Origin of the sequence: Streptomyces lacaronensis (genome assembly GCF_047337785.1) — a bacterium.
Lineage (GTDB): Bacteria > Actinomycetota > Actinomycetes > Streptomycetales > Streptomycetaceae > Streptomyces > Streptomyces lycopersici.
Map to the genome: position 1 here is coordinate 9,252,356 of NZ_JBLHDK010000003.1, position 25,729 is coordinate 9,278,084.

General features: G+C 66.3%; 20 protein-coding genes and 4 pseudogenes. 10 read left to right on the forward strand and 14 right to left on the reverse strand.

Annotation, left to right across the window (positions count from 1 at the left end):
- Window positions 1-27 precede the first annotated feature (27 nt).
- From ACMTAK_RS40150 to ACMTAK_RS40170, 5 genes are all read left to right on the forward strand, one after another.
- Window positions 28-1,467, forward strand: coding sequence for an ABC transporter substrate-binding protein (locus ACMTAK_RS40150; protein WP_413810691.1), 1,440 nt, complete (start codon window positions 28-30; stop codon window positions 1,465-1,467).
- 27 nt (window positions 1,468-1,494) lie between these two features.
- Window positions 1,495-2,436, forward strand: coding sequence for an ABC transporter permease (locus ACMTAK_RS40155; RefSeq protein WP_413810692.1), 942 nt, complete (start codon window positions 1,495-1,497; stop codon window positions 2,434-2,436).
- A complete protein-coding gene (locus ACMTAK_RS40160) occupies window positions 2,433-4,400 on the forward strand; it encodes a dipeptide/oligopeptide/nickel ABC transporter permease/ATP-binding protein (protein WP_413810693.1) in 1,968 nt (655 codons plus the stop codon). Before ACMTAK_RS40155 ends, ACMTAK_RS40160 begins: the two co-directional genes overlap by 4 nt.
- Window positions 4,397-5,197 carry an ATP-binding cassette domain-containing protein gene (locus ACMTAK_RS40165; protein WP_413810694.1) on the forward strand — a complete coding sequence of 267 codons (801 nt, stop codon included), beginning with the start codon at window positions 4,397-4,399 and terminating at the stop codon, window positions 5,195-5,197. The genes ACMTAK_RS40160 and ACMTAK_RS40165 overlap by 4 nt, the downstream gene beginning before the upstream one ends.
- A gap of 84 nt (window positions 5,198-5,281) precedes the next feature.
- On the forward strand, window positions 5,282-6,535 hold the full coding sequence (locus ACMTAK_RS40170) for a serine hydrolase domain-containing protein (RefSeq protein WP_413810695.1): 1,254 nt from the start codon (window positions 5,282-5,284) through the stop codon (window positions 6,533-6,535).
- 365 nt (window positions 6,536-6,900) lie between these two features.
- Here the strand turns inward: ACMTAK_RS40170 and ACMTAK_RS40175 are convergent, their stop codons facing one another.
- Complete coding sequence (locus ACMTAK_RS40175) at window positions 6,901-7,953, reverse strand: IS110 family RNA-guided transposase (RefSeq protein WP_413810696.1); 1,053 nt, start codon at window positions 7,951-7,953, stop codon at window positions 6,901-6,903.
- 197 nt (window positions 7,954-8,150) lie between these two features.
- Here ACMTAK_RS40175 and istA point away from each other — a divergent pair, with 197 nt between their 5' ends.
- Both istA and istB read left to right on the forward strand, forming a co-directional pair.
- Window positions 8,151-9,569 carry an IS21 family transposase gene (gene istA, locus ACMTAK_RS40180; protein WP_413810697.1) on the forward strand — a complete coding sequence of 473 codons (1,419 nt, stop codon included), beginning with the start codon at window positions 8,151-8,153 and terminating at the stop codon, window positions 9,567-9,569.
- The gene (gene istB / locus ACMTAK_RS40185; RefSeq protein ID WP_413810698.1) at window positions 9,566-10,336 is read left to right on the forward strand and encodes an IS21-like element helper ATPase IstB; all 771 of its coding nucleotides are present in this window, start codon (window positions 9,566-9,568) and stop codon (window positions 10,334-10,336) included. Before istA ends, istB begins: the two co-directional genes overlap by 4 nt.
- Before the next feature lie 230 nt (window positions 10,337-10,566).
- Here istB and ACMTAK_RS40190 read toward each other — a convergent pair.
- Window positions 10,567-11,038, reverse strand: a pseudogene (locus tag ACMTAK_RS40190) (transposase); the annotation flags it as partial.
- 47 nt (window positions 11,039-11,085) lie between these two features.
- On the opposite strand from ACMTAK_RS40190, the pseudogene ACMTAK_RS40195 reads away from it, so the two are divergent.
- A pseudogene (locus tag ACMTAK_RS40195) lies at window positions 11,086-13,184 on the forward strand (ISAzo13 family transposase).
- Window positions 13,185-13,199: 15 nt separating this feature from the next.
- Here the strand turns inward: ACMTAK_RS40195 and ACMTAK_RS40200 are convergent.
- Window positions 13,200-13,514 (reverse strand): annotated as a pseudogene (locus ACMTAK_RS40200) (transposase); the annotation flags it as partial.
- Between the two features lie 57 nt (window positions 13,515-13,571).
- Here ACMTAK_RS40200 and ACMTAK_RS40205 point away from each other — a divergent pair.
- Entirely contained in the window at window positions 13,572-14,378 is an 807-nt protein-coding gene (locus tag ACMTAK_RS40205; RefSeq protein WP_413810699.1) for a transposase, read from the forward strand.
- 81 nt (window positions 14,379-14,459) lie between these two features.
- Here ACMTAK_RS40205 and ACMTAK_RS40210 read toward each other — a convergent pair.
- The 4 genes and pseudogenes from ACMTAK_RS40210 to ACMTAK_RS40225 all read right to left on the reverse strand — a co-directional run.
- Window positions 14,460-14,744 (reverse strand): annotated as a pseudogene (locus tag ACMTAK_RS40210) (transposase); the annotation flags it as partial.
- Between the two features lies 1 nt (window position 14,745).
- Window positions 14,746-15,837: an IS110 family RNA-guided transposase gene (locus tag ACMTAK_RS40215; RefSeq protein ID WP_413810700.1), complete on the reverse strand. Its 1,092-nt coding sequence runs from the start codon at window positions 15,835-15,837 to the stop codon at window positions 14,746-14,748.
- A gap of 546 nt (window positions 15,838-16,383) precedes the next feature.
- The gene (locus ACMTAK_RS40220; protein ID WP_413810701.1) at window positions 16,384-16,548 is read right to left on the reverse strand and encodes a transposase; all 165 of its coding nucleotides are present in this window, start codon (window positions 16,546-16,548) and stop codon (window positions 16,384-16,386) included.
- 566 nt (window positions 16,549-17,114) lie between these two features.
- Window positions 17,115-19,001: a tannase/feruloyl esterase family alpha/beta hydrolase gene (locus ACMTAK_RS40225; protein WP_413810702.1), complete on the reverse strand. Its 1,887-nt coding sequence runs from the start codon at window positions 18,999-19,001 to the stop codon at window positions 17,115-17,117.
- On the opposite strand from ACMTAK_RS40225, the gene ACMTAK_RS40230 reads away from it, so the two are divergent.
- Window positions 18,994-19,251, forward strand: a complete 258-nt coding sequence (locus ACMTAK_RS40230) for a hypothetical protein (protein WP_413810703.1) — start codon at window positions 18,994-18,996, stop codon at window positions 19,249-19,251. The genes ACMTAK_RS40225 and ACMTAK_RS40230 overlap by 8 nt on opposite strands.
- Before the next feature lie 160 nt (window positions 19,252-19,411).
- On the opposite strand, the gene ACMTAK_RS40235 is transcribed toward ACMTAK_RS40230, so the two are convergent.
- The 7 genes from ACMTAK_RS40235 to ACMTAK_RS40265 are packed head-to-tail and all read right to left on the reverse strand — an operon-like array spanning window position 19,412 to window position 25,644.
- Window positions 19,412-20,704 (reverse strand): amidase, encoded by a 1,293-nt coding sequence (locus tag ACMTAK_RS40235; RefSeq protein WP_413810704.1) that lies wholly within the window; start codon window positions 20,702-20,704, stop codon window positions 19,412-19,414.
- Window positions 20,701-21,648 carry a PDR/VanB family oxidoreductase gene (locus tag ACMTAK_RS40240; RefSeq protein ID WP_413810705.1) on the reverse strand — a complete coding sequence of 316 codons (948 nt, stop codon included), beginning with the start codon at window positions 21,646-21,648 and terminating at the stop codon, window positions 20,701-20,703. The genes ACMTAK_RS40235 and ACMTAK_RS40240 overlap by 4 nt, the downstream gene beginning before the upstream one ends.
- 12 nt (window positions 21,649-21,660) lie before the next feature.
- Complete coding sequence (locus tag ACMTAK_RS40245) at window positions 21,661-22,176, reverse strand: aromatic-ring-hydroxylating dioxygenase subunit beta (RefSeq protein WP_413810706.1); 516 nt, start codon at window positions 22,174-22,176, stop codon at window positions 21,661-21,663.
- Window positions 22,166-23,449: an aromatic ring-hydroxylating oxygenase subunit alpha gene (locus ACMTAK_RS40250; RefSeq protein WP_413810707.1), complete on the reverse strand. Its 1,284-nt coding sequence runs from the start codon at window positions 23,447-23,449 to the stop codon at window positions 22,166-22,168. The genes ACMTAK_RS40245 and ACMTAK_RS40250 overlap by 11 nt, the downstream gene beginning before the upstream one ends.
- Window positions 23,446-23,751, reverse strand: a complete 306-nt coding sequence (locus ACMTAK_RS40255) for a hypothetical protein (protein ID WP_413810708.1) — start codon at window positions 23,749-23,751, stop codon at window positions 23,446-23,448. The genes ACMTAK_RS40250 and ACMTAK_RS40255 overlap by 4 nt, the downstream gene beginning before the upstream one ends.
- Window positions 23,748-24,245, reverse strand: a complete 498-nt coding sequence (locus ACMTAK_RS40260; protein WP_413810709.1) for a nuclear transport factor 2 family protein — start codon at window positions 24,243-24,245, stop codon at window positions 23,748-23,750. The genes ACMTAK_RS40255 and ACMTAK_RS40260 overlap by 4 nt, the downstream gene beginning before the upstream one ends.
- Before the next feature lie 55 nt (window positions 24,246-24,300).
- The gene (locus tag ACMTAK_RS40265; RefSeq protein WP_413810710.1) at window positions 24,301-25,644 is read right to left on the reverse strand and encodes an MFS transporter; all 1,344 of its coding nucleotides are present in this window, start codon (window positions 25,642-25,644) and stop codon (window positions 24,301-24,303) included.
- Between the last annotated feature and the right edge of the window lie 85 nt (window positions 25,645-25,729).

Sequence of the window (25,729 nt, forward strand, 5' to 3'; positions counted from 1 at the left end):
GACGCGGCAAAGGCTCAGGATCCGGACGTGCTCACGGTCGCCTCATCGATCGCGGCCAATAGTTTGAATCCTGCCCTGGGAGGTTCGGCCGACCCGCAGCAGTTCTTCTTCGAGTTGGCTTACGACACGCTGATCGGCGTGGACGCGAACGGGAAGTATGTACCCGGCCTGGCGACGAAGTGGGGGTACGTCGGCAAGGACAATAGAACTTTCGACATCACCCTGCGTTCCGGTGTGAAGTTCAACGACGGCTCGAAGCTCACGGCCGAGGGTGTGAAAAACTCCCTGGAGTACTACGCGAAGGCCGGCGGCCCGCTCGCCTCGAACTTGAGCACCGTCGGATCGATCGAAGTGCTCTCCGGCCACAAGCTCCGGCTGCATCTGAAGACGGCTAACCCGATGATGCCGTTCTATCTGTCGAGGCATACGACCGGTGAGATCATCAGCCCTGCTGGACTCCGGAATCCCGAGGATCTCGGCACCACCACGCACGGGGCCGGGCAGTACATGATCGACAAATCGAAGACAGTCACCGGGAATACCTACACCTATGTACCCAACCCAGAGTACTTCGACAAATCCCGAGTGAAATGGAAGAAGGTGATCGTCAAGGTCATGAAGAATGAGAACGCGACACTCGCCGCCCTCCGCTCCGGTGAGGCCGACTACGCACTGGGCGATCCCACCACGGCGAAGGCGGCGAAGTCCGCGGGCTTCCAGGTCCACTCGACGCCCTACTCGGCGATGCAGCTCCAGATCCAGGACCGTAAGGGAAAGCTGGTCAAGGCGCTCGGCGACGTACGGGTCAGGCGTGCGATGCTGTACGCCATCAATCGCGACGCCGTCGCCTCGTCCCTGTTCGGGACGTACGCCAGGGGGTGGAGCGCATCCGTCTTGAAGGGGCAGAGCGGCTATTTCGATGCGCTCTCGACAAGGTACGGCTACGACGTCAAGAAGGCCAAGAGGATGCTGGCCGAGGCGGGTTATCCGAAGGGCTTCACCATGCCCATCATCGTCAACCTGACGGGCGTCGGCGAGACGCAGGCCGCTGAGGCGTTCGCGGCGGAGATGTCGAATATCGGGATCAACGTCAAGATCAATGTTCCGACGAATGTGAACGCGCTCTATGCCACGTATGCGAAGTATCCGGCCATGATGTTCAACTACGGCAGCGTCGTCGCCCCGCCGTACGCCCATGGGAACGACTGGCTCTACAGCTGGGGCAATCCTCTGAAGGTGAACGACCCCCAGCTCGACTCGCTCTACAGCAAAGCTGCCGGTGCGTCGACACAGAAGGCGCAGGAGAAGAGTTGGGAAGCATTCGAGGGCAGGATTTCCGAGCTCGCCTGGAACATCCCGATATTCACCATGGACAAGATCGTCTACGCGCGGCCGGGACTCGCCGGGATCAATCTTTCCGCGACCAACCCCAACCCCGACCTGACTCATCTCTACGCGGCCAACTGAGTCCCCTCTCAAGAAAGGCGCGACGTCATGTGGCGAACCAGTGGAGCGAGAATCGCGCAGGCAGTGCCACTGCTGCTTCTTGTCTCAGCGATCACCTTCGTTCTGCAGTTGTTCATTCCTGGTGACGCGGCCCGCAGTATCGGGGGGCTGAACGCTTCGCCGGAGGCGGTGGCCGCCCTGCGCCATCGCCTGCACCTGGACGACCCGGTCTGGGTACAGTACTGGGACTGGCTGAAAGGCGCCGCGCACGGCGATCTCGGACGATCGATCACCAATAACGAGTCAGTCGTGAGTGCGCTCAATATGCGGCTTGGCGCGACCCTCTCGATCGTGGTCGCCGCCACCCTGCTCTCCATGATCGTCGGTGTCGCGCTCGGTATGGTGAGCGCCCGCGGTGGGCGACGGATAGGCGCGGTCGCCGACGCCGCCTCGGTCGTCGGCATGACGATCCCCGCTTTCTGGATCGGGCTGCTCGGCATCTGGATTTTCAATACCAAGGCCGCCTGGCTTCCGGCGAACGGGTACGACTCCTTCGGGGACTCCGCCGAGGGCTGGGTGCGATCAATCGTGCTGCCGGCCTGTGCCCTGACGTTCATGGGAGTCACCGTGATCGCCAAGCAGACCCGCGAACAGCTGGTCGACATCATGAGCCGCGACTTCGTGAGAAACCTCCGGGCCAATGGTGTCAGCGAGAGGTCGATCTTGTTCAAACATTCTTTGCGCCACGTGTCCATCACGGTCCTGACAGTGGCCGGCAACAATTTGATCGGACTTCTCGGATCGGCCGTCGTCATCGAGGAGCTTTTCGGGCTGCCCGGTCTCGGCGGCGCCGCCGTCACCGCGGCGTCGAGCGGCGACATTCCGGTCATCCAAGGGGTAGCGGTGTACTTCACGCTCATCGTCATCACATTGAACCTCCTCCTCGACCTCGCGGTCGGCCGACTCAACCCGCAGGCGGTCGAGGCATGAACACCCGTAAGACATTGACGGCAGAACTGAACACCACCAGGAAGATCTCCATGCCGGGAATCCGCCGGGTCCTGCGTCGGCCACGGATCGTGATCCCCGCCCTGATCCTCGTACTTGAGCTGGTCGCGTCATTCGGCGCCACCTGGCTCGCGCCGTACTCGCCGGAGCGCGGGGACTTCCGTGCGCCACTCGAAGGGCCGGGTTCGCATCACCTCCTCGGAACCGACCGTCTCGGCCGCGACGTGCTGTCCCGTCTGATGTACGGCGGCGCGGACATGTTCAAGGAGATCGCCATCGCGATCCTGGTGACGATGGTGATCGCTGTTCCACTCGGACTGATCGCAGGATTGAAGCGCGGTCGCGTAGAGACCGTGCTCATGCGGCTCGCCGACGTCGTGATGTCGATTCCCGGCATCATCTTGCTGCTGATCGTGCTCGCGCTCTTCGCCCAGAGCATGACCGCTGTCATGATCGCGGTCGGGCTGCTCTCGGCGCCGGGGATGATGAGAGTCGTCCGATCGGCGTCCATTTCCGTCAGCCGCGAGACCTATGTGGCCGCGGCGCGCGTGTCCGGGCTCGGCAACTGGCGCATCGCGCAACGACATGTTCTGCTACGGATCAGTGGTCTCATCGTGGTGAACACGGCGCTGCTGGCCGCCAATGCTCTGCTGATCGCGGCGGGATTGAACTTCATCGGCCTTGGGGTGAAGCCTCCGGCACCATCGTGGGGCGGCATGATGTCCGACGCCTCGGAAGTCTTGGACCAGAGTCTGTGGTTGGCCATCCCGACCGGCGGCCTGGTCGCCCTGACGGCGGCGGCATTGATCGTCCTCGGTGACGGCGTCCGCGATTCACTGGCGGAGCGCTGGATGGGCACGGCGGAGACCCGGCCGCAGCGCGTCAAGGCGCGCAGTGCGCATGCGAAGCCTGCCATGCGGACTCCATCGGTTCAGGCAGAGGAGCCCGCGCTCTTTCAAGGGAGGGACCCGGTCGTCCGAATGACCGGCGTAACGGTTTCGGCGTCTGCGCCGAACGGCGAGATCGAGCTGATCCGCGATGTGAGCCTGACGGTCGGCCGTGGCGAGAGCGTCGGGCTGGTGGGGGAATCCGGGTGCGGAAAGTCCATGACCGGTCTGGCCCTGCTCGGCATGCTGCCCAGCGGAGTTCGAGTCTGTTCCGGGTCCGTCGAGATCGAGGGCGTCGACACAGGCTTGATCAGCGACGCGGAGCGGCGAGCGATGCGAGGCGGAGCCATCGCTTTCGTTTCGCAGGAGCCGATGGTGGCGCTCGACCCGCTGTTCACGATCGGTCAGCTCTTGCGCGAGGCGGTACGCGCACATGAGCGGGTGAGCCGGCGCGTGGCGTCGGATCGCTCCCGGGAGCTTCTCGCCCTGGTGCAGATCCCCGATCCGGACCGCGTCATGGGCTTGCGCCCGTCGCAGATCTCAGGCGGCATGGCGCAGCGCGTCTCGATCGCCGTCGCGCTCGCGGGCCGTCCACGAATCCTGGTCGCCGACGAGCCGACGACAGCGCTCGACGTCACCGTCCAGCGGGAGATTGTGCAACTTCTCCGCTCGATCCAGCGGGAGACAGGCATGGCGCTGCTGATCGTCAGCCATGATTGGGACGTCATCGCGGAGGCATGCGACACGGCCTTGGTGATGTACGCGGGCCAGGTGGTGGAAGGCGGGCGCTCCGCGCGAGTCATCGCGGAGCCGATCCACCCCTACACGCGCAAGCTGCTCGCGGCCAACCCACGTCTGGCGACCGTGGGTGAACCCATCCCGACCATTCCGGGTACGGTGCCGCCGCCAGGCCAGTGGCCGAACGGCTGCCACTTCGCGGACAGATGCCCGGACCGCATTGATACGTGTACGACGATGCCGATCCCGCTGACGCGGCGCGCCGACAGCGGCGTCGCGCGCTGCATCCGCGCGGACGAGGCAATGGAGGTGCTGTCGTGAGCACGCAGGACAAGCCCTTGCTCGACATCCGCGACCTGGCCGTGTCATACCACCGCCGAGGCAAGGGGACCCCGGCCATCCGCGACGTGTCGCTCGACATCATGCCTGGCGAGACCGTCGCTCTGGTAGGTGAGTCCGGGTCCGGAAAGTCGACCCTTGGCCGCGCGGTCCTCGGACTCGTCGCGTCGACTCGCGGGTCGATCCAGTTCGAGGGCGAGGACATCACACATGCGTCCAGGTCCCGGCGCTGCGGTCTGAGCAAAAGCATCCAGGCCGTGTTCCAGGACCCCAACGGCTCGCTGAACCCCGCGCTCACAGTGGGGCAGACGCTGGCCGAGCCGTTCCTCGTCCACCGAGGTTCCGAGCGTCGCTCCGCCTCGGCGCGCGTCAGCGAGGTACTGGGACACGTAGGGCTGCCGGACGAGGCGGCACAGAGGTACCCTCGGCAATTCTCGGGCGGACAGCGGCAGCGGATCGCCATCGCCCGTGCCCTGATGATGTCGCCGAAGCTCATCGTGTGCGACGAGCCGGTCAGCGCGCTGGACCTGTCCGTCCAGGCTCAGGTTCTCAACCTCTTCACGAGCCTGCAGCGGGAGACGGGTGTCAGCTACCTGTTCATCTCCCACGACCTCGCCGTGGTTCGTCATCTCGCGCACCGGATTGCCGTCCTGTACCGCGGAGATGTGGTCGAGAAGGGGCTGACCGAGGACGTCTACGCCAATCCGGCGCATCCCTACACCCGACGGCTGCTGTCCGCGGTCGGTATGGATGACAGCTCTGTTGCCACTGCGCCGTAGAACTCCTCTCATGGTGGGCCGCCGATCAGCGAGCAGCGGCCGCCGTCCACGTACGACTCGACATCCACGCCATGGAGCAGGGACATGAAGGCATTTGCCGACCCGTTCAACGTCACGAACACCCCGGAGCAGTTCGGCTTCGACGCGGAGCGGCTGGAGCGGATCACGAGCCACTTCGACCGGTACGTCGACCTCGGCGTGCTGCCGGGATGGTCAGCGCTCGTGGCGCGGCACGGAGAACCCGTGTTCGCGGGCGGCGGCGGTTTCAGAGACCTCGCGCTCGGACTGCCCGTCGAGCCGGAGACGATGTGGCGTCTGTACTCCATGACGAAGCCCGTGGCATCGGTAGCCGTCATGATGCTCGTCGAGCGGGGACTGCTCAGTCTTGACGACCGGGTCAGCGACTACATCCCCGAGTTCGCCGACCTGGTGGTGCACGACGGTGGGTCCCCGTCGAGCCACCGCGTTCGTGCTGCGGCGCGGCCGATGAAGATCTGGCACCTGCTGTCGCATACCGCGGGCCTCACGGTCGGGCTTGCCCACATGGACCCCGTGGATGCGCTGTATCGCGACGCCGGACACGACGTGCTCCCCCTGCCGGGTACGACGCTCGACCAGATGTGCAGGCAGGTGGCGCGACTTCCGCTCCTGTTCGAGCCCGGGACTTCGTGGAACTACTCCGTCGCCGTTGATGTCCTGGGCCGGATCATCGAGATCTGCTCCGGCGAGACTCTTGATCGGTTCATGGACAAGCACATGTTCGGCCCGCTAGGGATGGCCGACACCACGTTCACACTCGATCCAAAGCGTCTGGGAGATCTGGCGGAGATATACAGCCCCGATCCCGAGACCGGTCAGCTCGTCGTGAACGACGTGCTCAGGCAGACCTTCCGCCAGCCACCGGAATTTCCGTCCGGCAGCGGTGTTCCAGGACTTGTCTCCACGATGGGTGATTATCACCGGTTCGCGAGCATGCTCGTCCGAGGCGGTGAGCTGGGCGGCACACGGCTCCTGAGCCCCCGGGCGCTCGCCCTCATGGCAAGAAATCATCTTCCGGGCGCCACGGACCTGATGTCCTTCGCAATGTACCCCGACGAGGAACACCGCGGTTGCGGATTCGGGCTCGGGTTTTCCGTCGTCATCGACCCGGTGTCCGCGCGGTCGATGGGAAACAAAGGAGAGTTCGGCTGGTCCGGCGCAGCGAACACCCACTTCTTCGTCGACCCTGTCGACGGTGTGACCGCGCTCTTCTTCACGCAGGTGGTGACATGGGGGCAGCGCCGGATTCCGCTCCGCCGCCAACTGCGTTCACTGGTCTACCAGGCGCTGATTTCGTGAGCCTGCCGTACGTCTGACATACGTGGCTGCCCTGAAGGGCGTCTTTACTACCGTAGGGCGGCTGACCAGGGGCTTTGCGATGGCCCGGGTTTGGGCATGATCAGGGATCGTGGGAGTGCGATTGCTCTATCTGATCTTCTGCCGACTACTCGGCTGCTGTCTCCTGCTGGGTCGTTCGTCCGCCGCAAACAACACTGAGATCCTCGTGCTTCGCCATGAGGTCGCCGTGCTGCGCCGACAGGTCGACCGGCCGCAGCTCTCGTGGGCCGATCGTGCCGCGCTCTCCGCACTCGCACGGCACCTGTCACCCGCGTTACGTCGCCATCGGCTGGCCACTCCGGGGGTCACGTCCGCTTGCTCCTATGTCAAGCAGCTGCTGCGAGGGGGATTCGTGGCTCCTCGGCGGGGTGAGCGTCGCGGCGCAAGGCCCGGTAGACGACGTCGGAGAGCCTGCGCTTGAGGACGCGGATTGATTCGGTGCTGGTATCCCCGGCTTGGCGTCGGCGCTGTAGGTAGTCCCGTGCTTCGGGGAGGTAGTGGGCTTGCGTGATCGCGATGCGGTGTAGCGCGACGTTGAGCTGGCGGTTTCCCATGCGGCTGAGGCGGTGACGTTCGCGGTTGCCGGACCACACGGGCAGAGGCGCGGTCCCGTTGTGCCGTGCGTAGGCGCTCTTCGACTTGAAGCGTGTGATCCCGGCGGTCTCTCCAAGAATCTTCGCCGCGGTGAGAACTCCGCAGCCGGGAATCTCCAATAGAGCCGGAGCCAACCGGTTGATGAGGGCGGTGATCTCGGCTTCCAGTTCCCGGACGATCGTGGTGAGCTCTCGGCAGCGGGCCAGCAGTTGCCTGGCCAGGCGTGCGACGACGCCGTTTCGGCCGTCGAGGAATGCCGCCACGGTGAGTACCTGCTTGGGCTGAGTGAGACTGCGGGCTGGAGGGTCGAGTGCCGGGTCCAGTTCGTGCAAATGCCAGCGCAGCCGGTTGATCACACGGGTGCGTTCGGCAACCAGGTCGTCGCGGTGGTCCATGAGCAGGCGCACGTCCCTGCTCGCGTCGTCCAGGTGCGCGGTGGGCAGGTCCGGTTCCCGCAGTGCAGCTCGGGCTGCGGCCAGCGCGTCGATGGGGTCGGACTTGCCGTAGGTGCGGGCGGCGGTCCGGCAGTGGGCCATGAGCTTGGGCGGGACGCGCACGATCCGCTCGCCGGCGGCGAGGAGATCTGCCTCGAGACGGCGTGAGAGCCGGCGGCAGTCTTCCACCGCCCACGTGCGGTCTGCGCCGAAGCGACGGGCCCAGGCGAGCAAGCGCAGGTGGTCAGTGCTGGTGGTGCCGGTTGTGTGGCTGCCGAGCTCGCGTCCGTGTTCGTCAACAGCGACTGCCGTGTGGTTGCGCTTGTGGGTGTCGACGCCGAAGATCACCATTACCCGGGTCCTCCATGTCCAGTGGGAGCTGTAGGACCGGCTGACGGGCACCCATCAATTCGGACGATGTCGCGTGTCCGCGTACAAGTGAACGTGCACCACCTCGTACGGATGAGAGTGCACCAAAGTTGATGCGGTGATGGGTGGGTGCCGCGAGTCTTCTGCTGTCTGTTCGGGGTGGCAGAGGGGCGGCTGAGGTGGTCTTGGACCCGCATCGCTGGCTGGAGTTGAGGCGGTACCGCGGTCTGTACGAGTCCGGTGCGATGAGCCTGCGGGAGATCGCGAAGGAGACCGGGCTGAACCGCCGCACGGTCACGAAGTACTTGTCGGGCGAGGCTCCCGTCGCACCGCCGAAACGGACAGCCGATGGTCGGCAGCATCGACGGGCGGTCGACGAGGTCGCCCCGCTCATCGACGGGATACTCAGGTCGGAGATCCTGCTGAAGGCATCAGTGATCCACGAGCGCCTGGCGTCGGAGTACGGGGTCACCATCAACTACCAGCGGGTCAAGATCTACCTCCAGCAGGCCCGGCCCCGAATCGCCGAGGAACTCGGCATCAGCCCGGGCGAACTGGCCGGGCTGCACCGGCGGTTCGAGGTGGTCCCGGGCGCCCAGGCTCAAGTGGACTGGGGCGATGAGGGCAAGATCCTCGCCCACGTCGGGATCCCCAAGGTCTACTCGTTCCACATGACGCTGTCGTACTCACGCGACCCGTTCTGCTGCTTCACCACCAGCCAGGACCTGGCGAGCTTCTTCGACTGCCACCGGGCCGCGTTCGCGCACTTCGGCGGGGTGCCGATGACGATCGTCTACGACCGCACCAAGACCGTCGTGCGCCGGCACGTCGCGCCGGGCGAGGCGGTCCCGCTGCACCCGGAAGCCGTCGCGTTCGCTGGGCACTACGACTTCGACATTGACGTCCTGGCCGCCTACCGGCCCACCGGCAAGGGCCGGGTCGAGCGGCAAGTCCTGATCGTCCGCGACCATGTGCTGGCCGGACGGGCCTTCTCCTCGATCGACGAGATGAACGCCGCCTTCTCAGCTTGGGTGCTGCTGCGGCGGGCGAAGGTGCACGGCACCCACGGCGAGATCATCGGACACCGGGCAGTGCGGGATCACATGGCCCTGCGTCCACTGCCGAAGACTCCTTACGTGGTGGCCCAGCGGCATCTGCGGCACGTCGGGAAGGACTGCCTGGTCGCCTTCGACGCGAACCTCTACTCGGTGCCCGCCCGCAAGGTCCGCCCACGCCAGCTGGTCGAGATCCGGGCGACCAAGTCGCAGGTCACTCTGCACTCCACCGTCCCCGGCGCCGACGGGGGAACGCTGCTGGCTGCCCATCCAAGGGCGGTCGGCCGCGGTGCCAGGATCGTGGACGAGAGGCACTGGGACGGCCTGCCCACCGGAGCCGGACGTCGCGTCACCACCGGCGATGTCCCGCCACCGCCCCGCCGCGGGCAGCCGCTCGGGCCCGAGGCTGGCCCGCTGCAAGCCCTGCTGAACCGGGCCGCTGTCGCCAGCGTCGAGGTCGGTCGCCGCCCGCTGTCGGTCTACGACGAGCTCACCGGCACCCGTCCCTTCACCACCAACCGAGTGACAAAGGAACCCTCTTGAGCCAGCTGACCGGCAATCGCATCCGCACCACGGCCAGCAAGCTCGGCTTGCCTCATCTCGCGGAGACCATCAATGAGTTCACTCGCCGGGCCGACGAGGCGAAGATGGGCTACCTCGACTTCCTCGACCTGGTCCTGTCCGAGGAACTCGCGGTCCGTGAGGACCGCCGCTTCCGTCAGGGCCTGCGGTTGTCGAGGCTGCCACATCACAAGACACTCGACGAGTACGACTTCTCCTTCCAGCCCGACCTTGACCCGCGCAAGGTCAAGGACCTCGCCAGCCTGTCGTTCGTCGAGGCCAAAGCCAACGCGGCTCTGCTGGGGCCGCCGGGGGTCGGCAAGACGCATATCGCCGTCGCTCTCGCGGTCGCGGCCTGCCGGGCCGGTTACTCGATCTACTTCACCACCCTCGACGACATGGTCCGCAACCTCAAAACCGCCGAGGCCGCCGGGCGGCTGGTGAACAAGCTCGGCACCTACCTGCGGCCCAGCGTCCTCGTGGTCGATGAGGTCGGATACCAGCCCCTCGAACGCGCCGAGGCCAATCTGGTCTTTCAGGTGATCTCCAAGCGTTACGAGAAGGGCTCCATCATCCTGACCTCGAACAAGACCTTCGGAGAATGGGGACAGGTGTTCGGGGATGAGGTCCTCGCCACCGCGATCCTCGACCGCCTCCTGCACCACTGCGAGGTCGTCTCCATCAACGGCAACAGCTACCGGCTCAAGAACCGTCTTCAAGCTATCGAGCGGGACACCGACGTGGCCTGAGGAGTGGTGCACATATCTCTGTACTTGGTGGTGCACTCAGGCGAGTACGGGGACATCGCGCTCCTATCAAGCCACGCCATCCGGTCCGTGAGGGTCCCGCGAGTCGCAGAAGCGGACCTGGCCACCACAACGTGGGGCATGGAGTGGTCGAGCGAACTCGCGCGACCTATATAGAAGATGCCATTGATGGAGTGGTGTATGGACGGCCATTCGGTGATCCGTTGTTGAGGCTATGCGGTGAGTTCGGTGGGGAGGCTGGGTTCGTTGGCTTCTGACTCGATCGGGTGGAGGCGGGCTTTGGCGAGCAGTTCGCGGCCCATGTAGCGGCGGGCTTCGGTCCATTCGTCGTTCAGCTCGGCCAGGACCGCGCTGACCAGGCGGATCACGGCGGGGCGGTCGGGGAAGATCCCGACCACGTCAGTGCGCCGACGGATCTCCTTGTTCAAACGCCCCGGTGGTTGTTGGACCAGATCTGCCGCCAGATCTCGTCAGGGAAGGTGGTGAAGACCAGAGGTCGTACTGAGCGGCGTCGAGGTGCTCGGCGGCCTTGGGAAACGTGGCCTCCAGGGCGTCCAGCGCGTGTTTCATCTGCGCGCGGGCGGCGGTGTCGGGCTGTTCGAAGACGGTCCGCAGCAAGGTGGCCACCCAGGGCTGGGCGGATGTGGGGACCTGCGAGAGCAGAGCGTGGGCATAGTGAAGCCGTAAAGAATCAAGGTGCTGCTTTACAGGGACAGCCTCGTTGTCAGGGTATGGCGGTTCCGGAGGAGATCTGTTCCCAACTCCACTGCAGGTTCTCGGTGTTGTTGCCGCACTTGAACGAGCGGCAGCGGCGGCTGGCCCTGGCTACCGAGGCCCGGCTGCTCGGGCACGGCGGCGTACGGGCGGTCGCGCGGATCGCGCAGGTCAGCGAGACGACCGTGCGTCGTGGAATATCGGAGCTGGAAGCGGGGGCCGGGCCGCTGCCGGACGGCCGGGTGCGTGCACCAGGCGGAGGCCGCAAGCGGGCCGAAGCCAACGATCCTGCCCTGCTCAAAGCCTTGTTAGGCATGGTCGAGCCGGACGAGCGGGGAGATCCTCAGTCTCCGCTGCGGTGGACGACGAAGTCGCTGCGCAACCTGGCCGAGGAACTGACCCGGCAGGGGCACCCGGTGTCCGCACCGACGGTGGGTCGGCTGCTCAAGCAGGAGGGCTTCAGTCTGCAGGCGAACGTCAAGACCCTCGAGGGTGCCCAGCATCCCGACCGGGATGCCCAGTTCCGCTACATCAACGAGCAGGTCAAACAGCACCAGGCCGACGGCGAGCCGGTGATCAGCGTGGACACGAAGAAGCGGGAGCAGATTGGACGGCTGCCCATGGCCGGCCGCGAGTGGCGGCCCAGGGGCGAGCCGGTCGAGGTGGAGGACCATCACTTCTTCTTCAGCGGCCCGGACGTTCAGCAGGCGATCCCGTACGGGATCTACGACATCGCTCGCAACACCGGCTGGGTCAACGTCGGTGTCGACCACGACACGTCGGTCTTCGCGGTCGAGTCCATCCGCCGCTGGTGGCGCTGTCGCGGCAGCCTCGACTACTCGAAGGCGTCACGGCTGCTGATCACCTCGGACGCGGGCGGTTCCAATGGCTACCGCTACCGGGTCTGGAAGAGTGAACTGGCTGCCCTGGCCGCCGAGACGGGCCTGACGATCACGGTGTGTCACTTTCCTCCGGGCACAAGCAAGTGGAACAAAATCGAGCACCGGCTGTTCTCCCACATCACCCACAACTGGCGTGGCAGGCCGCTGACCAGCCACGAAGTCGTTATCGAGACGATCGTCGCCACCCGCACCCGGGCTGGTCTGCGCGTCGAGGCCCATCTTGATCGCGGTGACTACCCAACCGGCATCGCGATCAGCAAGGACCGCTTCGCCGCGCTGCCGCTGGTCCGGCATGAGGTTCACGGCCAGTGGAACTACACCCTGCTGCCCGAACCTACCGCGCCACAGGTGTCGCCTGTCGGCGAGGCACACGGCGTCGCCGACCGCCGCCGCGAGCTTCTCACCCGTCTCGCGGACCCGCGCCTGAGCGGGCTGAGTGGCACGGCACTCGCAGACCTGTGCGCCGAGTTGGCCCCTCTGCAAGCCGCCCGGGCCCAGGAACGCTACAGCGAGCAGCGCGGCGGACGCGCCCGGCGCGCAACCGGAAATCAGCGGGCCAAGCCGCTGTTCGACGACGCCACCCGGGTGATGCTCACCCTCCTCTACCAGCGCCAGGTCTGCTCGATGAAGCTGCTGGGCGACATGCTGGAGGTGACCCCCACCTGCATCGGCCACCTCATCGCCGAGACTCGCCGGGTCCTGGAGGACCACGGCCACCAGCCCGGTTACGCCCCCAGCCGGTTCACCACGGCGCACACGCTGATGGCCTTCCTCGACACCGACAAGACCCCGCCGCGCACCCGGATCATGGAGAGTCTGTCCCATCCGCGGCTTACCGGCATGTCCCGCGCGGAGCTGGATGCGCTCGCTCGCCGCCTCGCCCCACGCCAGGTGGCCCAGGTCGAACGTGCCTCCTACCAGCGCCGGGGCGCCGATCGCCAGCCGGGCAGCCGCGGCGGCGTCTTCCCGCAGAAACTCGGCGACAGAGAACGCGTCGTCGTCGCCATCCTCTACCTGCGGAAACTGTGCACGCTGGACGTCCTCGCCGACGTGCTGGGGACGTGAGCAGGTCCTCGATCGGGAACGTCGTCCGCGAGATCCGGCCTTTGCTTGCCGAAGGCGGACTTCTCCCACCTCCGGCCACCACCCGCTACCGCACCGCCACCGAACTCCTCGCCGTCGCGGATGAAGAAACCGACACACCGACAAGTTGATTCTTTACGGCTTCAGTGGGTGCGGCACCGCTGCCAGGACGCGCCGGGCAGGACAGCGCCGATCGCGTCGACGAGGCCTGCGTGCGCGTCGGAGATGACGTGCTGGACGCCGGACATGCCGCGGGCGATCAGGGAGCGCAGGAAGGCCAGCCAGCCGGCGCCGTCCTCGGCGGTGGCCACGTCCAGGCCGAGGATCTCGCGCTGGCCGTCGGCGTTGACGCCGACCGCGATCAGCTCCGGCTCTTCGAGGCCGGCCACGGACCCAAGCCTGTACTCGGGCCGTTCGGCTTCGACGAGGACCGTGGACGCGAGGTCGCCCGCGCCAAGCGGTGGGTGGTGCGGGCCGAGAACGAACTGGCAAGGGCGCGCTCGGCCCAAGACAACGCCATGGACCAGCGCACTACGACTACCGTGCAGGTCACACCCGGTGGCGGCAAACGTGGACCACGGGGCAACACTGTCAAAGACAAGCCGCCGCAGGTCCGGCGCAACGTCACCGATCCCGACAGCCGACAGATGCAAGGGGCCGACGGCGGCGCTCTGCAGGGTTACAACGCCCAGCTGGCCGTCGGGGCCGACGGATTGATCCTGGCCTGCGAACTTGTCCAGGACGGCAACGACCGGCGACAGCTCAAGCCGATGATGCCCGTGGCCGTCGCGGCAGCCCTCGCCGTCCATCAGGCCCGCTGCCTGCGTCAATGCCCGGATCTGGGCGGGTGCTGCATCGAAGCGTTCGCATCGCTCACAGGCGCTGGGGTCTTATCCGCAACCGGGTGCAGTCAGACGTCGTGCCCTTGCGTGACGGACTGGATCGGCACGTTCTTGTTCGACAGCGGCTACTGGAGCGAGGAAAACCTGAACGTCCCCGGGCCCGACCGCCTCATCGCGCCGGGAAAGGCCAGGGACCTGCCGCAGGTGGATCACAACGCGAAGCCCCCGCCCGAGGATGCCGACGCTGCAACCTGGATGCTCCACCGTCTCGCCACCGAAGACGGATCGGCGACCTACAAGCGCCGGGCTGCCACGGTCGAACCGGTCAACGGCCAGCTCAAGGACCGGACTCGCCTACGCCGGTTCGCCCGCCGAGGGCGGACGGCCTGCCAGTCCGACCTGGAACTCGCCGGGCTGGTGCTCAACCTCCGCAAGTTCTGCCGACTGGACCCCCGCCTTCGGGCAGCGGCCCTGACTGCCTGAGGGGAATCCAACCGATAGGAAGACCAGTTCCGGCGTCTGCATCCACCGGGACAGACAGCCATGCGCTGGAGACGCACAGGGCATCCAGGTTGGAAGCGGTGCTCCATCGTTGCTGCGCAGCCCGAACGAAAACGCAACAGGCTCGGTGCCGGCCCGGGTGTCCCACCCGCGTGGGCGGTACCCGTTGCGGTGGTTGACGCGCTCCTCGCTGACCTGGCCGTACTCGGCGCCGCACACGGCATCGGCCTCGGCGGCCATCAGGGCGTCGGCGAACGTCTTGATCATCGCCCGGAGCAGATCGGGACTCGCCGAAGCGAGGTTGTCCTCGGTCAGGGCATGCAGAGGCACACTGATGCCCCTATGGATGTCAACCGGTGGTCGTCGGCAGCTGTGTGCGGATGATGATTGGGTAGAGCTCGCGGGCGATGTAGCGCTTGAGGCACCGGATGACTTCGCGGCGGGTTTTACCTTGGGCGACGCGTTGCTGCATGTAGATCTGGGTGCGGGAATCCCAGCGCAAGCGGCTGAGCACGATGGTGTAGAGAGCGGCGTTGGCTTGTCGGTCGCCGCCCCGGTTGAGCCTGCGGCGCTGGGTTTTCCCAGATGAGGCGTCGACAGGACTGACGCCGGCCAGCGCGGCGAACGCGGCCTCGCTGTGGAGGCGCTCAGGGTTGTCGCCCGCGGCAATGAGCAGGGTGGCTGCGGTGTCGGGGCCCACACCGTGCTGGTCCAGCAGGGCAGGCGCCGCGGCTCGTACTACCTCCTTCATCCGGGTGTTGAGCTCCTCGATCTCTTCGCTGAGGGCGTGAATGCGGCGGGCAAGCAGCCGCAGCGTGTGCCGAGCCGCGTCGCAGGCAGTGGACACAGTGCCGGGGTCGAGCACGGCGCACTCGCGGATGAGGCGTGGGGTGCTCAGGGCGGACAAGTGCTCTCGCAGCGCGGGTTCAGTGGCGACGAGGACGGCCTTCAGCTGATTGATCGCTTGAGTGCGCGACTTGATGGCGGATGCCTTGGCCAGTTTGAACAGGCGGAGCATCTCCGCGGGACCGCCGCTGGTCTTCGCGGTGGCAGTCGCCCGGCCGGACAGGACGGCCTGTGCGGCCGCCTGGGCGTCGACAGCGTCGGACTTGCCATGACGGCGGCGGGCCTGCCGGTCTGGCCGATTGACTTCCGTGACCGTGATGCCTTCGGTGTGCAAGTAGCGGGTCAGGGCGGCGTCGTAGGAACCGGTGCATTCCACTCCTGCACGTTGCAAATCTCCGAACGAACGGGCCCAGGCGAGGAGCTGCCGGTAGCCTTCGGCCGTGGCCGGGAAGTCTCGAGTGGCCAGCACAGCCCCAAGGGCGGTAACGACGGCCGCGACATGGGCATCCTTATGGGTATCCACACCGAGCACGACCTCCTCCGAAGCCGAAGGGGCGCTGGTGAGGACGGGGTGATCGTGGGCCGTGCTGAGCACATTCGCCTGCCTTCACCACGGGGGCACAGGTGACTGCCGTCAAGCTGGAAGCGGTCAGGACTGTGACGGTGCCTGTTGCGAAAGCCCCTATTGGGACACGTCCACCAGTCCGGCGGCAGCAAGTCGCGCCCCGGTCAGCGGCCGACGGATCAGTGTCAGGACACGGAGCCAGTCAGGTGCCGGGTCAGGCCACCTTCCGGGATGCCGTCACATCCTCACAGTCAGGTGCGGTCATCGTGCTGATCTCCTTCAAGATCTTCGTCGTTCTCGAAGGATCAGCCGGTGGCCGTCTGTCTATCCGGGCCCTCGTCCCGACGCCGAGGAAAACCCCCGGATCAGGTAGAACCCGTACACCACTTCACGGGACGCAACCCGCGGGCAGTGGCGTCGACAGAGCGTTTACCCAGACCACGGGGACAGCCGGGAGCGAACCCGGATTCTCATCCCGCCACGGTGACGCCGCGCAGCGGCGCCATGAATACTTTTTTCAGGGTATCGATCGTCTTCTGCTGCTCGGCGTTCTGCCGACGCAGCCGTGTGAGCTCTTCACGCTCGGCGCTGGTCAGCTCGCCTGGCCCAGCCGCGCAGGCTCTCCGGACTCACCCCCAGATCCCGCGCGACCTCCGTAACCGTCTTGCTGGAGGAGCGGACCAACGCGATCGCGTCCCGCTTGAACTCTTCCGCATACCGCTTCGAGTACTGACTACCCACCTGGCACTACTTCCTCTGGAACCTCGTCCCAGTCTCCAGGTGTCCACGATCAAGGGGAAGCTTCACTTTCCCCTACCCCCACGGCTGACGCAGCAGGGGAGCCCTCGCCCGCTCCGCCAGACAGCTGCGCCTCGTGTCTCGGACCGCGAAGAGCCGCTGAAAGGCTGCGACAGACACCGGGGTCGTCCTGCTGCCTCTTGTCGGAGGTGCGGTATCAACCCGCGTGCTAGGCATGAGCAAGGTGACCCACTCGGCCAGGGCATGAGGCAGGTCCGTCCGGTTCGGCAAGGACAGGAGACCAACGAGGCTCCAATGCTGCTGAGTTGAGGCGGCAAACACCTCCCTCAACGGCACGGAGCCCTGTCCGTTGCGGACACCTGCGTCGTCACCCCATCAGTGGCCACACTGGAAGAGCTCGGTGCGTCAACCACACGCAGGCGTCTCGACCTGATCAGGGGGCAGCGGTCAGTTTGGCGACCAGGTGTCGGGTCAGCAGCATCGAGGCCAGGGAAGCAGAAGCAGAACCGCAACCCAGTGAAAAAGCCTGCAAGGCGTAGGAGCCCAGATTACCGCTGCTCGCGTGCCACATCCGTGGCGAAGTCCCCCCAATCGTTTTCGCACTGGAAGTTGCTCGCTTCCGAGGTCGACCCAGAACCGTCATAGCGAGCTACCCGAGGATAAGCGCACAACGGCCGCGTCATCGAGACGCCGTTTTCGGGTCGATCGTTGACGTATTTGGTTGCAACGATCTTCTCCGGAGCAGTCCCCCGCTCAACCCAGGCCCGGACAGCGGACAATGCGTCAAAGGAATTTGGGCCCGATCCCCCCGTTACATGCCCGCCGCCTGGAATCATGAACAGCCGGTAGAACTTCTGAACATTCCGGAGGGACGAGCGAACATCTGAGCCATGCGTGTCCTGCAGAACTCGATTGTAATATTCAATCGGTAGTGTCGCTGCCTGGTAGTCGTCGCTCCATCCCTGGGTCATGATGAGCTTGCCTCCTCGAGCCGCGAATGGCGCGAGATCCGTACTCGTCGCATCAATCTTGGGAGCCAGTTTCTTCTCAACCGATGCGACGTCCTTATCAAAGTCAAAGGTGCGCCAGTCCCAGTTCGGATCATTGAAGACGGCCCTCCCGAACAGCGCCTGTGGATAGGACGCCAAATCCGGGCGCTCTGCCGCGAAATGCCAGGCGGCTTCACTCCCGTAGGAGAACCCTGGATAGAGCTGCTCACCCGTCCGCTGGTTGGTGACCGGAGCGTACACTCGTTCAGCGGTCGCGATCTGTTTAGCAGTCAGGCACCCACTGGTCACTCCCGGGCGGCACTGCAACCGCTTAATGTTGAAATCGCAGTCGCGGGGATCATTAAGGAACGGGTCTCCGGGGGTTCCATCGCGGCCAGCACATGCCGCGAGCACCGCTTCGTTGAGCAGCTTGCGCTCGGGCTCACGGAGTACGCCGCTCGGACTCTCTGCGATTCGCTGCGAGGTCCAGAGGACTGCCATCATCACATGGCTGTAGTCCATCCCAGGACTTTTCGAGACGATTCCATCATAGTCTGCGGGATAGTCCTGCGCCTCGATCATGCCCTGCCGACCACCGGTGGATCCGCCTACGAAGTAGGAGTACTTCGGACCCACTCCATAGTGCGCCGCCAGGATCTCCTTGGTCCGCAGCGTCATCAAGTGAATCGATGTCCGGCCCCACATCTCGAGCTGAGTCGGGTTGCTTATCCACGCATTCTCCGAGTCGGACGCCGAGTGTCCGGTGTCCGTAGACGCGGTCGCGTAACCTTCAGCGAGAGCGGGAGCCATCGCTTGGTAGCTGATCGTCCCGGCAAAGCCACCGTTCCCAACTCCCTGAAGCCTTTGGTTCCACGAAGTCGACGGCATCCAGACCTCAAACTTGAGACTCGGAGCAATTGTCGCCGACACGCGGCAAAATTCGGGAAGATCCGGATACACCATGCCATCAGGAGCTTTGTAGTCGCCGCTAGGAACCAGCTCCGCAAATGTTATCTCAGTATCCGGCAGAGAGAGCTTTGCGAGAGCAGTGCATGAACTGCCATGCTTTTCGGCCGCGTTGGCCTCGGCGGCGCCGGAGATCGTGAGCATTTGAAGAACCAGCACAGCACTGCAAATAATTGCCATTCGCAGGCGTGGAACCCGCCCTGGCCTCGTCGGCCGTTGTGGAAGTAGCATTTCTCCCCTTTGTGATTGTCGTTCGCCTGACCGCAATGGCCGCCTTCTCAGATCCAATGCGCCATAATTGCGAACCTTTAAAATACTCGCCAGAGGCTTGGCCCGCTGAGCGGGTCGCGCGGATTGCTTGACCCGTGCCTCCATCCGGACCGGCACTACGTCCATGCCGAGGCCCGCGGCCATCGCCTGGCAGGTCAGCGGTCCTACACCGAGCCGGGACCGGTCGGCGAGGGTCTTGAGGGTGCGCACCGACCGCCTCCTCATCACCGGCGAACGACACCTGCGCACGGTCCTCACCGCCTATGCCGAGCACTACAACGCCGGACGAGCCCACCGCAGCCTCGGCCTACGAGTACCCGACGACGACCCGAACGTCATCCCCCTGCCCGTAGCCACGGTCAGGCACCGCCAGATACTTGGCGGACTGGTCAACGAGTACCCCACCCAGCCACCCCGGCTGCCCCGCCATCCACAGGAAACGCCCAGCTCAGCGGCCTGATCGGAATATTGAATTTCTTCAGCCATTGCGCATATAGAAATAAAGCCGACGAATTCTCCCAGGGATGGGCAAAGACTACGGGCACCAGACCAACTCGCCGACCCCGATCGACCACGCCAGGGACCATGCTCCGGTCTCGCCACGCGATAACTTGCCGTCCTTATCCGCGAAACCGCCCTGCCCGGGCGGCCTCCTCGAAGGCGTGGCCGAGCGCGAAGAGCCGGTCCAGCCGATCCGGATGGCCGATGAGTTGCAGGCCCAGCGGCATGCCCTGGCTGTCCCGGTGGCCCGGCATGGTCAGTACCGGCAGGCCCAGGAGTTGCCACGGCCGGCTCAGGACCGGTGACCCGGTGGCCGTCAGCCCCTTCGGCGCCGCACCTTGGGCGGCTGGGCCGAGCACGGCGTCCACGTCGGTGAGCAGTGTCAGCATCTCGGCGCGCTCCCGCTCGGCGACCGACAGCGCGTCGCGATACTCTCCGACAGAGGTGGCGCGTCCTCGGACCAGGAGTTCGACCAGCGGGGCGCTCAGCTGATCCGGGTGTGCGCCTTCTTCCGCGAGAGCACGGGCGGCCTCGTAGGCCATGACCGTGGCGTGCGCCTCGACCAGCCGGGGCGTACGGGCGGACCAGCCGACATCCACGCGTACCGCACCGTTTTCCACCGCGTGCTCGGCGGTCCGTGTGAGAGCGGCCCGCATGTCCGGTGTGACCTCGGCCAGTTCGGTGCCCGGCCACACCGCGAGCCTCGGTCGCACCGAGGGCGCGACGGGGCCGGGGAACAGGTCCGCGCTGGTCAGCGCGCCATACACCAGCCGTAGATCGGCGACGGTCGGGGTGAGCAGCCCGACCGCGTCGAGGCTGTGGGACAAGCCCACGAAGCCTGTGGTTTCGAGCGGTCCCCCGACAGGTGCCACAAAGCCCGCGACCCCGCAGTACGCGGCCGGCCGGGTCAGCGAGCCGGCGGTCTGGCTGCCGAGGGCAAGGGGGACTACGCCCGCTGCCACGGCGGCCGCGGATCCGCTGGAAGACCCACCGGGCGTATGCGCGAGGTCGTGCGGATTCCTGGTGGGGCCGGGGGCGAAGTACGCGAACTCGGTGGTGACCGTCTTGCCCAGGGGGATCGCGCCGAGCTGTCGTAGCCGGGCCACCAGCGGGGCGTCGGACGCGGCCATCCGGCCGCGTCGCAGCGGCGATCCGCATTCGGTCGGCAGGCCGCGGACGTCGATGATGTCCTTGACCCCGAGCGGAATTCCGTGCAGCGGTCGGCCGCCCGGCGTGGCGTCGAGCCGCCGGGCGGCACTCAGCGCTCCCTCCCGGTCGACGCGTACCCACGCCCGGACGTCGGGTTCGGACCTGTCCAGGCGCTCCAGCGCGCCGATGACCATTTCGCTCGCGCTCAGCTTGCCGTCGGCCACTCGCGCGGCCCAGGCGGAGAGGGACGTCGGCCGGTTCACAGCTCCACCACGAGTCGGGCCGTGCGGGCACGTGAGACACAGGCCGCGATCTGGTCACCGGCCGCTTTCTCCTTGCGGGTCAGGCAGTTGTCGCGGTGGTCCGGGACACCGTCGAGCACGGTGAGTACACAGGTGCCGCAAATGCCCTCGCGGCACGAGGTGTCGACGTCGATGCCGCCTTCCGCCAGCACCTCGACAATGCTCCGTCCGGGGGGAACGCGGAATACCTCGCCGGTGTCGAGTTCCACCTCAAACGCGTCCCCCGCCTCGGCCGTCGGCGGCAGGGCCTGGAAGTGTTCGACGTGGACGTGGTCCTCGGGCAGAGTGCGGGTCGCCACATCGACGACGCGTCGCATGAACTCCTTCGGCCCGCAGGTGTAGACGTGCGTTGCATCGTCCACGTCCGACAGCGCCTCGGCCAGTATCCCCAGCTGGTTGTCCCGGCCGACGGCGAAGTGGAACTCCACGTCGGCGGTGAACTCCGGGCTCTCCAGGAGGGGCACGAACGCCGCCTTCTCCCGGCTGGTGGCGAAGTAGTGCAACCGGAAGTGGCTGCCGGTCCTGCGCAGCCGATACGCCATGCTGAGCAGCGGTGTGATCCCGATACCGGCCGCCACCAGGACGTGCCGGGCCGCCCCCGGCTCGAGGCGGAAGAGGTTGCGCGGCTCGCTGATGGCGAGTTGGCCCCCGACCTCCAGTTGGTCGTGAAGCGCCGCGGAGCCGCCCCGGGAGCACTCCTCCCGTTTGACCGCGATCACATAGGAGTCGGGCTCGTCGGGTGGCCCGCACAGAGAGTACTGCCGCGTGACCCCGCTCGGGCCCAGGACGTCCACATGTGCCCCCGCCTCGTACGGCGCGAAGGGGAGGCCGTCACCGCGCCGGAGGCGGAAGCACTTCACCGCGTCGGTTTCGGCCGTTATCTCGCTGACCGTGACTGTGATCATCGTGTGCCTCGCCTACAGCAGGAAGCCCGACGCGTTGACGGCGTCCTCGGAGTTGATCAGTCGGACGACCTTCTCCTCGATCAGCGGCTCGGGCCCGTCCAGCCGGACGCGGTGGGTCACGTCCGCGCCGAGCACGAACGTCTGCTCCCGCCGGTGACCGACCAGCACCTGCGCCGAGCTCAGCCGAACGGACTGGTCATCGCCGTGCAGTACCACGAAGCGGGACAGGGTCCGCACGGTGCGCGCGGCGGCGGCCGCCGAGATCGAGTAGCCGGACGTCAGCCGTTCGATCCGCATCCGGCGCATGCGGTCGTCGTCGTAGACCATGTTGAGCGTGGACGCGAAGTCCTCGGTCTCGCGGTCGATCGGGATCACGTACAGGCCACCGGGGGCCCACAGCCGGTCCCACTCGGCGTACTCCTTGCGGTCCAGCAGGTGGGCCTCGCGCCAGATCAGTTCGAGGGCCGGAGCGATCCGGGGATCGGTGAGGGCCAGGGATTCAGTGGTTTCCAGGGTCTCAGCGGACATCGGTCATCATCGCCTTCCACATCGCGTACGCCTCGCGCATCCCGGTCTCGTCGGTGGCGTGCGAGACCCGTCCCTTCCGTTCATCCCGCTCGCGGGCCAGGCCGCGGTTCACCATGATCGGCAGACCGGGCCCCGCGGCGGCGCCGCGCTGCACCCGGTCCCATGCCTCGGAGTCGTCGGGGCTGCCGAATCCGAACGGGCCCTGGAAGTGCTCGTGGATCCGCAGCCGTTCGCGGTTGACGATCTCCGGCCCGCCGTCCAGACCCAGCGCCAGGTGCCGGATCTCCGTCTCGGTCACGGAGATGGGCCGCAGCACGCGGAAGAACGCCATGGACATGGCCACATTCGGGAACAGGTTCAGATTGAACCCGGCGCCGTGCATCGAGCGCACGATGCGCCGCACCGTCGCCGGTTCGAAGTCCTTCGACAGTTCCTCGATGATGTGGCTGAAGCGCTCCTGCAACTGCTCGGTGCCGTCGTCCTCGTCGAGGTCGACATGCTCGGGCACCATGATCATGACGCTGTGTCCATTGCCGAGCGAGTGCGTGACCGCCTTCTCGTCGGTCATGAACGACAGCATCTCCGCGGTCTCCGCGTCCACGGAGGACATCCAGGAGCGGTGCACGATCGGGAAGTGGTAGCCGTCGGTGGTGTTTTCCAGTTGGATCTTCCAGTTGCCCTGGAACCGGAACTTGTGCTCGCCCTGCACCTTGATGGGGTAACCGGCACCCTGCTTCATGAACAGGTCGATCCAGCGCCTGGCCGGTCCGAGGAAGTCCGCCAGGGGTTCCACGTCCGGGTTGAAGCTGGCGAAGATCATCCCTGCGTAGCTGTCCACCTTCAGCCGGTGCAGCGGGAAGTCCTTCTTCTCCAGGACGTCCTCGTAGCCGTCGGGGTACGGGATGCCCCGCAGCTTTCCGTCGAGGGCGTACGACCACGCGTGGTACGGGCAGGTGAAACCGTTCGCGTTGCCCTTGGGAGCCTCGCACAGGCTGGCGCCGCGGTGGCGGCAGCGGTTGATCAGGACATTGATCCCGCCGCGGCGGTCCCGGGTCACGATCACCGGCTGGCGGCCGACCATGGCGGTCCGGAAGTCACCGGCGTTCGGGATCTCGCTCTCGTGTGCCACCCACACCCAGGTGCGGTTGAAGATGCGGTCCATCTCCAACTCGAACAGCTCCGGGTCGGTGTAGAGCGAGACGTCCACTCGGTCGTGTTCGGCCAGGGCAGCGATGTCGCTGCCGGTGAGGCCGGGTTCAGTGGGTGTGTTCATTCCATCGTTTCCTGTGAGTCGTCGTGTTCGGCTTCTTCGTCCCACTTGGCGTCGGCGGTCCAGTAGTCGCTGCCGTCGGCCCGGACGCCGTGGCGCCACTCGGTGGTCCGTCGCAAGGTGGGTTCGACACGGGCGCAGGCAGCGTCCGCGCCCTCGGGGCCTTCCTCGGCGGCGCCCCAGTGCACCCAGTTCAGTTCCCTGCCGTTCCGGTCGTGCAGGAACAGGTCCACGTGGTACCAGCCGTAGTGGCGGATGTCGCGATAACAGGTGAGGAGCATCGTCCGGCCGTCAGGTGCCGTCATCGCGCCGCCACCTCAGCGGCTGGGAGGCCCGCCGCCATGGCCTGGCCCAGGTCCGCGTCGAAGACCCGCTCGGTGCGGAAGTGGCGGATCCGGGCCCGGACCTCCTCGATGCGGAAATCCACCTCCAGCCTCGCCACGAGGAGTTCGGCGCCGCCGGACTCGTACCGGGACAGCTGCTGCATCAGCCACCTGCCCCGGACCTGGTCTCCGTCCGTGTCCGTCGTACCGGGGTGGAGCAGATGCACATTCGCCTGGAAGTGCGGGTTCGGGGGCAGGTGGGCCGAGACCATCTCCGCGATCGCCCGCGCCCCGGTCGTGCGGCCGAACTTCGCGGCGTAGAGCGGTCCGACGCCCTCCCATACGGCGTCCGGGGTGAACAGGTCCTCCAGTCGGCCGGTCGCGCCCGGTGACCGGGGGACATCGCACAGCTCCAAGTAGCGGATCAGCACCTGCTGCGCCAGCTCGTCGGGGGCGACGGCACTGGTCGGGGGCATGTGTGAGCCTCCTTTCTACGGTGGTACGGGCAGTGGGATCGGTGACGCGGGCCGTTCAGGCGGTCGCGGCTCCGGCTGTCTCCTCCACCTTCTGCGGGGTCCCACTCTCATCGGCGGCCTTCGCCCGGGTCTCGGGAGCGGCCGCCACGGCGATGACAGTGACCAGACCCATGCCGATCAAGAACAGCGCGACCGGCCAGGACGCGCCCGCCCAGGCGAACAGCGCGGTGGCGATGATGGGTGAGAAGCCGCCGGCGACCATCGAGGCGAGCTCATGTCCGAAGGCGACGCCGCTGTAGCGCACCCGGCTGTCGAAGAGTTCGTGGAAGAACGCGGGCTGGGTACCGATCATCGCCCCGTGGCAGATCACGACCGCCACGAACACGGCCACGAACACCAGGATCGGATGGCGTGAGTCGAACATCGCGAAGAACGGGTAGGCCCAGAGGATCATCGCGATCGCGCCGCCGAGGTAGACGGGGCGGCGTCCGACCCGATCCGAGAGCGCACCCCACATCGGCATCGCGAACGATTCGACCAGCATGCCCACGACGACCGCGGCCAGTACGAGATCGCTGTCCAGCTTGATCCTGGCCGCGTAGGAGAGGCTGAAGGTGAGGAAGACGTACATCGCACCGTTCTCGGCGATGCGCGCGCCGAAGGCGATCAGCACCGCCTTGGGGTGGGTACGGAGTACGTCCACGATGGGCAGCCGGGTCTTCTTCGGGGCCGGGGCCGAGGACACCTGCCGGGCCACCGGCGTTTCCATGACCCGCATCCGGATCAGCAGTCCGACGGCGGTGAGCAGGATGCCGGCCAGGAACGGGATGCGCCATCCCCAGGTGAGGAAGGCGTCCTTGCTGGTCACGGCCTGGACCAGGGTGTAGACCGACGCGGAGAGGACGAACCCGAGCCCCACGCCCGTCTGGCTCCACGCCGAGTAGAAACCGCGGCGGCGCTCGGGTGCGTGTTCGCTGACTATCAGCACTCCTCCGCCCCATTCGCCGCCGACCGCGATGCCCTGCACGATCCGCAGGGCCACCAGCAGCACCGGGGCCCAGACGCCGATGGTGGTGTAGCTGGGCAGCGCGCCAATCAGGAAGGTCGAGATGCCCATGATCATCAGGGTGATGACCAGCATCGACTTACGGCCGAGCCGGTCACCGAAATGCCCGAAGACGACGCCGCCCAGCGGTCTGGCGACGAAGCCCGCCGCATTGGTGCCGAAGGCTGCGATCGTGCCCACCAGGGGATCGAAGGTGGGAAAGAACAAGTTGTTGAAGACGAGCGCGGCGGCCGTGCCGTAGAGGAAGAAGTCGTACCACTCGAGCGCACTGCCGACCAAGCTCGCGATCGCTGCCCTGCGCACCGCACGTGGCGTGCGATTCGTCTCTGCCATGCTCGTCCTCCATCGGCCGCTTCCGGAGATCGGGAACTGCGTTTTCGCTGTTCACGGATTGTTCGCCGCGGCGTGGTCGAGCGGA